At 59.3% G+C, this 10,287-nt stretch carries 10 protein-coding genes; 7 read left to right on the top strand and 3 right to left on the bottom strand.

Going from position 1 to position 10,287, the window contains the following annotated elements; genetic code table 11:
* Positions 1 to 604: 604 nt before the first annotated feature.
* On the bottom strand, positions 605 to 3,778 hold the full coding sequence (gene mobF, locus KP705_RS14670; protein WP_211510608.1) for a MobF family relaxase: 3,174 nt from the start codon (positions 3,776 to 3,778) through the stop codon (positions 605 to 607).
* Positions 3,775 to 4,101, bottom strand: a complete 327-nt coding sequence (locus tag KP705_RS14675) for a hypothetical protein (protein WP_064275686.1) — start codon at positions 4,099 to 4,101, stop codon at positions 3,775 to 3,777. The genes mobF and KP705_RS14675 overlap by 4 nt, the downstream gene beginning before the upstream one ends.
* A 531-nt stretch (positions 4,102 to 4,632) precedes the next feature.
* Between KP705_RS14675 and KP705_RS14680 the strand changes: the two genes are divergently transcribed.
* The 5 genes from KP705_RS14680 (at position 4,633) to KP705_RS14700 (ending at position 7,861) form a co-directional block, all read left to right on the top strand.
* The gene (locus KP705_RS14680; protein ID WP_215764717.1) at positions 4,633 to 5,187 is read left to right on the top strand and encodes a hypothetical protein; all 555 of its coding nucleotides are present in this window, start codon (positions 4,633 to 4,635) and stop codon (positions 5,185 to 5,187) included.
* Between the two features lie 3 nt (positions 5,188 to 5,190).
* The gene (locus tag KP705_RS14685) at positions 5,191 to 6,054 is read left to right on the top strand and encodes a hypothetical protein (protein WP_064275688.1); all 864 of its coding nucleotides are present in this window, start codon (positions 5,191 to 5,193) and stop codon (positions 6,052 to 6,054) included.
* Positions 6,051 to 6,530 (top strand): hypothetical protein, encoded by a 480-nt coding sequence (locus tag KP705_RS14690; protein ID WP_202208487.1) that lies wholly within the window; start codon positions 6,051 to 6,053, stop codon positions 6,528 to 6,530. Before KP705_RS14685 ends, KP705_RS14690 begins: the two co-directional genes overlap by 4 nt.
* Positions 6,531 to 6,638: 108 nt before the next feature.
* Positions 6,639 to 7,442 carry a hypothetical protein gene (locus KP705_RS14695; RefSeq protein WP_062027997.1) on the top strand — a complete coding sequence of 268 codons (804 nt, stop codon included), beginning with the start codon at positions 6,639 to 6,641 and terminating at the stop codon, positions 7,440 to 7,442.
* Positions 7,443 to 7,459: 17 nt separating this feature from the next.
* Positions 7,460 to 7,861 (top strand): hypothetical protein, encoded by a 402-nt coding sequence (locus KP705_RS14700; RefSeq protein WP_064275050.1) that lies wholly within the window; start codon positions 7,460 to 7,462, stop codon positions 7,859 to 7,861.
* Between the two features lie 102 nt (positions 7,862 to 7,963).
* On the opposite strand, the gene KP705_RS20205 is transcribed toward KP705_RS14700, so the two are convergent.
* Positions 7,964 to 8,242, bottom strand: a complete 279-nt coding sequence (locus tag KP705_RS20205; RefSeq protein ID WP_029495893.1) for a hypothetical protein — start codon at positions 8,240 to 8,242, stop codon at positions 7,964 to 7,966.
* Between the two features lie 126 nt (positions 8,243 to 8,368).
* Here KP705_RS20205 and KP705_RS20210 point away from each other — a divergent pair, with 126 nt between their 5' ends.
* Entirely contained in the window at positions 8,369 to 8,584 is a 216-nt protein-coding gene (locus KP705_RS20210; RefSeq protein WP_063905511.1) for an antitoxin VbhA family protein, read from the top strand.
* 7 nt (positions 8,585 to 8,591) lie between these two features.
* Positions 8,592 to 10,067, top strand: coding sequence for a Fic family protein (locus KP705_RS14710; protein ID WP_215764719.1), 1,476 nt, complete (start codon positions 8,592 to 8,594; stop codon positions 10,065 to 10,067).
* The last annotated feature ends 220 nt before the right edge of the window (positions 10,068 to 10,287 follow it).

The following is a 10,287-nucleotide window of genomic DNA, read 5'->3' on the forward strand; positions in this document are numbered from 1 at the left end:
GTCCGCGCTCAGGCGGCAGAAGCGGACCAATTATCGCCCATTCCTGATCCGTCAGATCACCTCGTGCCATGCCCGCTCCACCGTACCGTCTGCGTTGAAGCAACCAGTGAATCAGATCTCAGGATGAGTGTATAGACCTTTTGTCAACGCGACCTAACACCTGCGTCTAGCTTCTACATCAACGACGAAGAAAGAGATTCCGATTACAAAAAGAACTCGGATCGTATTTTTTTACTTAAAGAAAATGAAAATGATTTAATCTCACATGGCGAAGGCTCATTATTTCTGTTTGGACCAGAGGTTAAATCTGCTCTCGATGTCGCAAGGGGCCAGATCTTTTCAAAATTAATTTCGACCGAGGCCGTCAACAAGCAAGTGGAGCAGAATGGCCCAAGCAAAACCTTCATAAGTGACTTCTCAAGACGCGACCCTACCCAGAGACACCATCGAGAGATGATAGCAAACTCTGACGAGTTCCTGCGTCAATTCTATCAGACAGGGCTCCCAGAAGTCATGAAGCCGTACCTCCAGATCTCACCGTATCTCACCGAGAAGCAGGACTCATAAGTTCTGATGGCAGCCGATTTGAACTGCGCGCCCTAACTTAGACCGCTGGCGAGGCGGTCTTGGCTATCATGATTCTACTCTCACGCAACTCCTGTTCCGCTTGAGACATAGCAGAACCGCTTTGCACCAGAAGCTCTGCTATCTGCTGGTCCAATTCCCTCAGCCTCGGTGCAGCCGTCTTTTCCAAGGTGATCGCCTGCACGCGGTTGGCCACCTCGCGTCCATAGTCGCGGCCATCCTGCGCCATTTCTTCCTGCATCTTGCCGAGGCGAATCAGCTCCTGAACGTGCTTCTCCCGTTCCTCCTGGGAGGTGAACGGCAGATCCATGCCAAGAGCCTTATAGGGCTTGTTGGACATGCCCTTGGCCACATGGTTCCACAGATCATCACTGGTGATCTCCGTCGTATCGCCGAGCGCGCGCCCGTTGCGCACGGCCTCAAACGTCGCGCCGTCTGAGATCATGGTCCAGGTCGTGCCCTTGGCCCGGCTTTCGGCCACGTAGGATGTAAACCCGGTTGCCGTTGCCACGCCTCGCGGGAGTGCGTTGATATGTTCGTCTGAGGTAAGGCCCTGGGCGGCATCAATGGTCATGGCATGACCGAAGCCTAGCAGGATCCGGCCGGTCTTGTGGTCCTTCAGCCGACGCCATTCAACATCCGCCTCCCGTCCGTCCTTCGTCCGGACTTTCAGGCCATCCTTGCCGTGCGAGACAACCTCCACGACATCCCCATTGTTGCCAACGGTGGTCCCTGTCCCTTGGACCACCCCCCAGGTGCGCCGGAACAGGCGCAGCTTATCGCCGGCAGCGACCTGAAGCTCATAGGTTTCGCCGCGCTGATCGACCGCATCGAGATTGACCTCATCGCGGGAGATTTCGCCACGCTCCTGCAGGATCCTGCGCACGGCGCGGCTGAGGTCGGCCGCGTCCTGGTTGGTCAGCGCCGACATGCTGATCCCGCGCTTTGATCCGGACGCAGCCAGCGCGTCACGGCGCGTGACATAAAGCTCGGCAATCTTTTGCAGAACCTCATCCTGATCGCCGCCGACTAGCCGGATCGTGCCGTCCTCGCGCTTCATGTCGATAGCGCGGCGGACTTCCTCAAAGTGAAAGGCGTTGCGGGGATCATCCCAGTTTTCCTGATCCCGGTTGGCGTAGGCGGCCTTCCCTTTGGGGCGACGCGCCTCCAGTGCATCCGCACTCGGCTTCTCGCCACGAAACAGTCCGGCGATCTCACGATTGCGGGCCGTTGTCTGGCGGACCGTGGACAGCAGCTCCGGCATATCCTCCTTGGCCAGAACCCTGCGTAGGATCTCGACAGTATCACCGGCCTCAATGGATTGAGCCTGCTCCCGGTCGCCCAAGGCCTTGATGGTGCAGCCGCTCGCGCGTTGCAGCTCCAGAAGCTGAAGCATCTGGCGCGGTGCGATCTGGCCGACCTCGTCAATGACCAGAACCGTGTTCTCGTCCACGGTCTGCTCGCCTTTCTCAAGGCGGCTCAGGAAGGGCATCATAGCGTAGCGCTGATGGATCCCGGCATCGCCAAGCGCATCCGCCTGACGCCAGGCCGTCGCAAGGCCAATCATCTCACGGCCCTTCTCCGAGAAGCGGGTATCGCGCTTCCAGGCATCCACAAGCGGCTGAAGCAGCGTTGTCTTACCGGAGCCGGCAACGCCCGTGAGCATCGAAATCTTTCCAGCCTTCCCCAAGGCGTAGATCGCCGCCTTCTGGGACTGGCCGTGTTCGTTGTCGAAATCGAGGTCGCATCGCGCGATGGCCTCTGTGAGTTGGGCGTCCGAAAGGGAAGCAGTGCGATCCGCCGAGGCCCGAACGGCCTCCTTGGCGAGGGTCTCCTCGATAAGGATCTGGGCCGTGTTGGTGACGCGCATCCGGTCATTCTTCACGCACGACACAAGGCTCACCTGTTCGCCCCGAACCTCAAGGCCTTTGTCCTCGATCAGTTTGACGACCTGGTCGATGTCTTCAATGCCCCCGGGGATGCCCGCTCCAATGAGGCCGCGCGCGGCGTACATCCTCAGCTTGTCATGATCGAGAACGGCCGCCGTCTCAAACTCCTTGCCGAGATGCTTGGCCGCAAACGCGTAGGCCTGCTCATGCCGGTCCGCGACAGATACCTCCGTGGCCTCAGCCGTGCCCATGACGCTGTGATGCTTCCAGCCAATCGCAGCGGCGCGTTCGCGCCAGGCCTCAACGTCGTCAGCGGATTCATTCTTCTTCTGCCTGTGCGCCAGACTGGCGGCCTTGAGCATCTTGTTTTTCAGCTCGGCCGTCATGGTGTTCCAGTCGTGCCCCTCCTTCTCGGCATACGCCCGCGCCGATCGCGTTACCTCGGCCGTGCGGCTGGAAAAAGCGTCACAAGCCTCCTGCGGAACGGCGGAGATAACGGTTGCCTGCTCCTTGGCGTCGTAGGACTGCGCGATCCCGAGTTTGCGCAGCTCATCCGCCAGTTCCGCCTGGAAGAAGGCTCCGAACTCATGCACGCGAGAGCGCAGGCGCTTGGTGTCCAGCGAGCCCACATGACCGCTCTCGGTCACAACCACATTGTAGAGCGAGTTATGAATGTGCATCTGCGGATCGCCCCCTGTCGGGGCCTCACGCAGATAGCTGGTATCGGTCTCGGCATCATGCAGGGTCAGGGTCGGGCGCGACGTACGGTGACGGTAGGACGTCCAGGCGACCTCCCCGGCTTCTTCTCCGTCTTCCCCGCCATGCCCACGTCGGGCAAAGCCAAGCTCGCGGGCCACATACTGCATGGTTGCGTCATTGGCCCGTTGCACAGCGTTCCAGATGGCGGCCCCTTCGGCCTGCGTGGGCGCGAACTCGGCAGCCAGCGTGACCGACTTGTGCGGGGCCATGGTCAGATCATAGGCGCTGATCTTTCGCTTTGCCTGAGACCATTGCTCGCCATTGTCAGCGCGCTTGCCCTCGAACAGGGCCGCAAGTGTTTCGGTCGTGGGCATGGCGCGCCGATCCACGCCGAGGACGTCCGCCATCTGCTGGCTCATGCCCGGATTGAACGAGGCCCGGCCATCACGGCCGAGGTAGTAATTCGTGAGGCGCTGACCATCACCGTCCGGCACCTTGCCGGTGTCCGTGCGGAAATCGTGCTCCGGATCCGGTGCCCCTTCGGTGAAATAGGCGGCCACGAACTTGCCGTTACACTCCGCCGAAATCTTGCGGAAGGTCATCATGACGTGTGGCCGTCCTCTGCCTTCGGACGAACCTTACGGCCTTCAAGGAGGTCGTTGTTGCGGGCGGTCGTGTGGTCGATGCGCCTGATGACCGGCTCCTGATCCTTCATCAGTTCGACCAGGCGCGCGAGAATGTCGTCCAGTGTCGGGCCGTCCCCCTTCTCCGAGGGGGTAAGAAGCTCGATCAGGATACTCAGCTTTTCGCTGATGAACCGGATCTCTTCTCCCTGCTCGTCACAGCGGGCGAGAAGGTTCTGAAGAAGCTCCCGATCCGAAACGTCGGTCTCGGGAGGGCGGTCGGGGGTCTGGGTCTGATCTGTCATGAGGGCAGGATAGAAAGCCCTCGTGCGACTGAGATCATTTCATCATGGCGGCAGGTCGATCCGGTTCCTCTTCCGATCGCCCCCCTTTCGTCAGGCTGCTCTACGACCTCGCAGGAGCACACAGCAACCGAATGAGTGGCCTCACTCATCGTCCCTCATCCTCTTCCTTTTTCCCTGCGCGGCGAAGCCGTCCGCACCAACGGTGCAATGGTCTATGAAGAGCCTTATTTTTGTGTAGTCGTTGTGTAGTCGTCTAGTAGGTCGTTATGGGGTTGCTCGTAGGTCACTCTTGGGTCGTAGGTAGGTCGTAATGCCGTCGTAGGCAGGTCGTAGATAGGTCGTGAGTATATCGCTATGTGGTCCCCGTGGGGTCGTATATGTATTATGGGGGTGTCGCTTTGTAGTCGCACACAATGCGCTAGGCTCTGTGTAACGTTGGCGCACTCTAGATCAGTGCCGTCACCGCAGTCGATCGAAGAACATCGTGTCCGAAACGGACACACACAAAAGAGAAGTGTCATGACGAAAACCGTGTCCAAAGGCCTCTCCAGACTGGCCGAGACTGATCCCGGAAGATCATACCGAGCAGACACTTCGCCTCTCTATCTGTGGATCGACGAACACTGCGAGGAAATCGAAGCCCTCCGATACGAGAAAGGATGGTCCTGGGAGAAGCTTGTTAGTGCGGCGATTGAGGATGGTCTCTCGCTCGAAAACACTCCGGCCACATGGAAAAAGTGCAGAGCACGCTTTACGCGGATCAGGGCTCTTAGAAGGAAAAGAGCGCTGCGGGCTGACCGGCCTGGCGAGGCTTCACACAATCCAAAACCAGTTTCACCCAGTCGTGTCCCGGCAGACTGGCGTCCAGCTTCTGTTGAAGAGGCCTATTCAGACCGCCCATCGAAAAAAAATGAGAGCGTCTCGAAAAGGACAGTCTCAGTCGCAGATCAAGCGGAGACACTCCGAAGCCATCTGGAGGACCGAAAGGAAACTCCGGAGGAGAGAGCTGCGAGGCTCACAAATGAAATTGAAGAGAAGCTCTTTGCTCAAAAGCGAGCAAGAGGACCGGGCTTCCTGACGGAGTAAACCATGACTGCCACGGCAAAGACGTCCAAGACCGAACCAGCAGCCGAAGCCAAACCGCGCCGCCCTCGCCTGATCGTAGCAATCGGACGCCAGAGGGTCGGAAAGACGACCATTCTTAAAGCTATCACCGAGATCACCCTGCAACAGGGCGGAGACCCACAAGTCTGGAATACAGACATCATGAACAAGTCTCACGCCATCGACACGGTCGGTGTGGATGTTCTGACCCCACCCGAACAGCACGCAAGTGGACAGGCCGCATGGCTCGAAGAGCAGATTATGGGTATGGCCCAGACAGGCCGCGATGCTGTGCTGGATATTGGCGGCGGTTGGACGGCCGTTCATGAACTGATTCAAGGCTCTCCACTCCTCGGTGCGATGAGGCGAATGAAAGTCCGCTTGATCCCCTATTTCGTCATTGGTTTTGAACCCGCCGATTTGGACTATCTTGACGACCTGCATCGGCGCGATTTCAACCCGCCAGGAAGCGTCGTCATCATCAACGAAGGTCTCGCATCTTACAAAGCGGACTCAAAGGAGCACACACGGGCGATCATTCGACACCCCGCCGTCCAGCAGGCTCTCACGAACAAAGGGACTGTCGCGACCTTCCCCGCTGTCAACGGGCTTCTCAAAGTGGCCGAGCGCAATCAATCGTTTTTTGATTTCGTAGCGGGCAAGCCGGTTTCAGGTATGCCCACTCCTTCATGGTTCGATACGCTCCGCTTCGATTTCTGGCTACGCCATTCCATTCCTGCGTTCATGAGAGACTTGGGGGCCGATTTCCTACCAAACATGCCAAACGGCCTGCCCCCCGTTGTCTCGAAAGATGAGATCGAAAATGGCGACGATGGAGACGACGAATGACGCTCTCCTGCAGGGCCGAGCAGGAAGAATTTCGCAAACGGATAGCAGGCCTCAAACAGGCCTGCGAATACTGGGTGCAAACGCCGCGCAAGCCTGAAGCACAACTCATGATGATGATGGTCGATAGTATGGAAGCCATGGGAGAGCGCTGTCTTGCTGCTCAGCGTTCCTGTGAGCAAATGGCAGAAGACTGCCGCCGTGCAAGCGCGGAAGAGATGGCTGCCGTGCAAGGCGTTCTTCGCAGTGCTATCGCTGTCTCAGATCAGATGAAGCAGATCGACGAAAAGACAGTCAAAGCGAAAGTCGCCGAGATCCTGAGCACCGTAAAACATGAAATCGCGGCCTCAATGAAAGCGCAGATCGTGATGGCGGGCACTCGTGTTCGACGGGACGAAATCAGCAAGCGGGCCGGATGGTTCGCCACCATGATCGTGGGCGGAACCGTCTTCGGAATTATCCTCGATCACCTGATTTAGGTGTGTCCAAAACGGACACACCGCCTCGCGCCAACAAGAGCTGTTCAGACAATACTCAAAGTCGCAGACTACAGGCGGATACTGACCACCCCAACACAGGAGTGCTCAATGCCGCCGCCCTTCAAACAATCCTTTTTGATTACAGGTCTGGCTTTCTCGGCCGGACTTGGCCTCAGCGGTTCGTGCCAGGCACAGTCGATTGAGGTGCCTAACGGCCTGCCTGAAGTCCCGCATGTCGTTTATCCAGAAGTCGGCCTGCCAAACTTTACGGTACCAGCCGGGACAGTTCAGCAGATCGGCGGGGATGGGAAAGTGATTCAGACCACGCAGCCCGTCTCAACCGGATCGGATTCCTTGCAAACGCTCTATAGCCGCGCATGGGGCTATCAGGCCGCTGACAATGCGTCCTCCATTGGCGTGAACCCTGCTGCCTTGGCCGCAACCTGTCAGGTCGAATCAGGCTGCCAGAATGTCTATACGGCCACCGGGTCCGGACACACGATCACGGGAGCGTTTCAGATGTCGAACGGCACATATTCAGAAGAAATGAGCAAAGCGCTCGCCGCCAACCCGGGACTGGCCAGCACCATCACCTCGGGGACTGCCGGACAGCAGGACCCGGCCACACAGGCTGTTGCGGCCGCACAATATCTTAAAGACGCAGCCCTTTCTCTTCAGAAAGCCGGCGTCAGTAATCCGACCGCCGTTGATACCCGTGGCTATTATAATTTCGGCCCAACAACTGGAAACGCCCTTGCCCAGGCAAACTCAAGCGACCTCATGTCCGACTACATCTCCAGCAGCAAGATGAGCAGCAACGGCGTTACAAGCGGAATGACCGTAGGACAGTGGAGGCAGTCCGTTGCGGACAAAATGGGGACCGGAGCCACGAGCCCTGTCCTTTCATCGTAATGTGATAGAGAGAGACAATGAACAGACAAATCCTCTTAGCGGTTGCCGGTTTCGCCTCTGTCCTTGGGACAGCTCATGCCGCGAACGTCACTCCGGTAAAGCCGATCGACCATCATGTCTGTATGGCATTGGATGCGCCCGATGACGTCATGATGGACACTCACCATCCCATCTCTTTCATGTCAGCCCCTGCTCCATCAGCTACCGTCATTTCTGACGCCTCGGTGGTCATGGCTATTGATACCGTCGAGCCACAGAAAAATGGCTACGCTCTCACGATGACCTACACGCTCCAGCCTGCATGGATCAGCACGAGGTGGCTAAAGCCGTACTCGGTTGTTCACCCAGGAGTGACATGCACGCCTTATGTAATGAGCAATGGAAAGCTCGGCTTTGACTTCAAGCACCACCAGCACTGACGAAGGCGAGTTTGCGATTTGAAGGCAGCCTCCGGGCTGCCTTTTTCATATCCCCTGAGCCTGGACGTGGAGACACCGGAACCCACCACGTCGCGGGCAATGTCACCCGGCTTTGCGGATCTCGGCGAGAATGGGATCAGCCTTTCTCTGCCGGGGACAGGGATGGGCCACATGAGCCGCTTCCAGATCCAGCAACCATGCGGATAAGTCAGCCGGAAGAGAGGACGTGCCCTCCAGGCAGCGCCGGAACTGGTTGCGGTGCATGTCGCATTTCTCGGCGGCCTGACGCTCGGACCATCCGATCCGGAACAGGGCAAGAGACAGGCGCGGCCCGGTCAGGTGCTTCGGGCGACTATCGAGAGGGGAAAGGCTCTTCGTCATAAGAGCATCCTGCCGCTTCGTTCTGCGACTGAACGCGAAAAATCGCACTTCAAAAACACGCCCTCAGATAGGCCGCAAGGCCCGGAAAACCTTGCCATTCCGGCCTAAAACCGCTATTTTCTTCTTATGAGTTCAGCCAAGACCCTTTTCGCGCCGACGCCTTTTTCCGCCCTTTCGGATGAAGAGCGCGCGCGCCGTCAGGATGCGGTCGAATGGACCCTCGCGGCCCAGAGACGGCAGGGCTACACGCATGATCCCCTTATCGAGGATGCCTGCCAGTCGTTCGTCGCGGGACAGATCGACCTCGCCGAACTGGGGCGGAGACTGAATCCCGCCCTCTGACGCGTTAATGCCTCCTGCCCACGGCTACACCTACCCGAATGTTTCGGATGATCCTGACCAGACGGACGTTCTGCGAAACCGTCTCGGCCTGCGCCGCCATTCCGAGCTTCACCCCGAAGAGTACCGCCGCACCAGTCACAGGATTCTGGAAATCCGGATGGGTCTGGGGCCGTCAGGCCATTTCGATGCCGACCACCTGAAGGCCATCCATCGGCATATCTTCCAGGACGTCTATGAGTGGGCCGGTCACATGCGCCACGAAAGGCCGGTCGTGGACGGGGCACGGGTCGAGCCGATCGGCTCCATGCGAAAAGGGTCAACGACCTTCCTCCCCGGCTCCCATATCGACATGGGACTAAACGAAGCCTTCAAGCCGATCCGCAACCCGGACGTCCTGAAGAACTCAACGCCGGAGCAGTTCGCAGCCATCGCCGGAAAGGTGCTGAATGAGCTGAATTATGTCCACCCGTACAGGGAGGGCAACGGCCGAACGCAGGACGCGTTCATCGCGGAACTCGGCCGTCATTACGGGCATAACGTGGACCTCTCCGTCATCACGAAAGCCCGGATGGTCTCCGCCTCCATCGTCGGCACGCAGGACCCGGATCACCCTGCTATGGTGCGCTTGCTGACAGACGCCACCGATCCCGCCCGCGCGCGTGCTCTGAAAGAGCTGATGCAGGATATGGGCTCTGGCCCTGCCGCAAGGCCGCTGGATAACCTCGTCATCCGCACGGCCGCACCTGGGGAAACGGTCTCGGGGATCTTCAAGACACGGACCAGCCTTTCCGGTGCGTTCGAAACGCCTGACGGGATCGTGGCGGTCCCCGTCGCGGATCTCCGAAACGCTGTCCGACAAAACGGCGGATACACCGTTTCCGTGCGATCCGATTTTGTGTCGGCCTCTGCTGCTCCAACGCTTCGGCCCGTGCCCCGTCCGGTCATTCCGGCTGTCTTCGGGCCTGCGGAAGAGAAGCGCGAAAGCACGCTCCTGGCACAGGCCAAGGAAGAAGGCCGCAAGGCCGCTGCGTCTCTTCATGCGTTCTGGTCGGCCCCGCCTTCCCTCGTCTGCCGCGACATCGAGGCCGCTGTCCGCCAGGAGGGCGGCGATGCAGCACAGGCCTTCAGCGGCATGCAGGCCGGAGGCCGTCATGCGGCGCTGGGGGACGCGATCGAAAAGGAACTGCGCCACAATCCCACCTTCGCGCGCGAGCTGGGCAAGGTGCAGAAGGACATGGCAGCCTATGGCGACAGTCGGGAAAAGGCCTTTGCGTTTGGGGCCGCTCACGGTCGGGAAACAGAAATCCTGACAGAACTGGCCGGGACGGATCGGGAAATAGCCCGCCATGCCAGCCGGACTCCCACCTCTGAACCGGGCCGCGCCCTGATCCAGACCCTGACCGGCCAGCCCGCTCTGACCGCCACAACGGCCCCGGCAGGCCGCCCGTCTCTTTCGTCCGCCCGGACACCCGGCCCCGGCTGATCGCCCCCTGTTTTCCTAGACCCATCCTGCCCGTGCGGCGAGCACACTGACGCCGACGAGAGTGGAAGGGAGGTGGCGTTTTCCTGAGCCCATCCTGCCACCGGCCAAGACGGGCGACGGGACAGGCCGTCAAGCCCGGAGCGTCCTGAGCAAAGGGGGCAGGCTTGCGGCTGATGCGGGGTCGCGTGCGGCCCTGCAGCAGACGCGGGCCTGACACCTG

The organism is Gluconobacter sp. P1D12_c (assembly GCF_018812105.1).
GTDB lineage: Bacteria > Pseudomonadota > Alphaproteobacteria > Acetobacterales > Acetobacteraceae > Gluconobacter > Gluconobacter oxydans_A.

Excerpts from the sequence above, each read along its gene's own strand:
- mobF (WP_211510608.1), bottom strand. The coding sequence starts at position 3,778 with ATGATGACCTTCCGCAAGATTTCGGCGGAGTGTAACGGCAAGTTCGTG.
- KP705_RS14675 (WP_064275686.1), bottom strand. The coding sequence starts at position 4,101 with ATGACAGATCAGACCCAGACCCCCGACCGCCCTCCCGAGACCGACGTT.
- KP705_RS14685 (WP_064275688.1), top strand. The coding sequence starts at position 5,191 with ATGACTGCCACGGCAAAGACGTCCAAGACCGAACCAGCAGCCGAAGCC.
- KP705_RS14690 (WP_202208487.1), top strand. The coding sequence starts at position 6,051 with ATGACGCTCTCCTGCAGGGCCGAGCAGGAAGAATTTCGCAAACGGATA.
- KP705_RS14695 (WP_062027997.1), top strand. The coding sequence starts at position 6,639 with ATGCCGCCGCCCTTCAAACAATCCTTTTTGATTACAGGTCTGGCTTTC.
- KP705_RS14700 (WP_064275050.1), top strand. The coding sequence starts at position 7,460 with ATGAACAGACAAATCCTCTTAGCGGTTGCCGGTTTCGCCTCTGTCCTT.
- KP705_RS20205 (WP_029495893.1), bottom strand. The coding sequence starts at position 8,242 with ATGACGAAGAGCCTTTCCCCTCTCGATAGTCGCCCGAAGCACCTGACC.
- KP705_RS20210 (WP_063905511.1), top strand. The coding sequence starts at position 8,369 with ATGAGTTCAGCCAAGACCCTTTTCGCGCCGACGCCTTTTTCCGCCCTT.
- KP705_RS14710 (WP_215764719.1), top strand. The coding sequence starts at position 8,592 with ATGCCTCCTGCCCACGGCTACACCTACCCGAATGTTTCGGATGATCCT.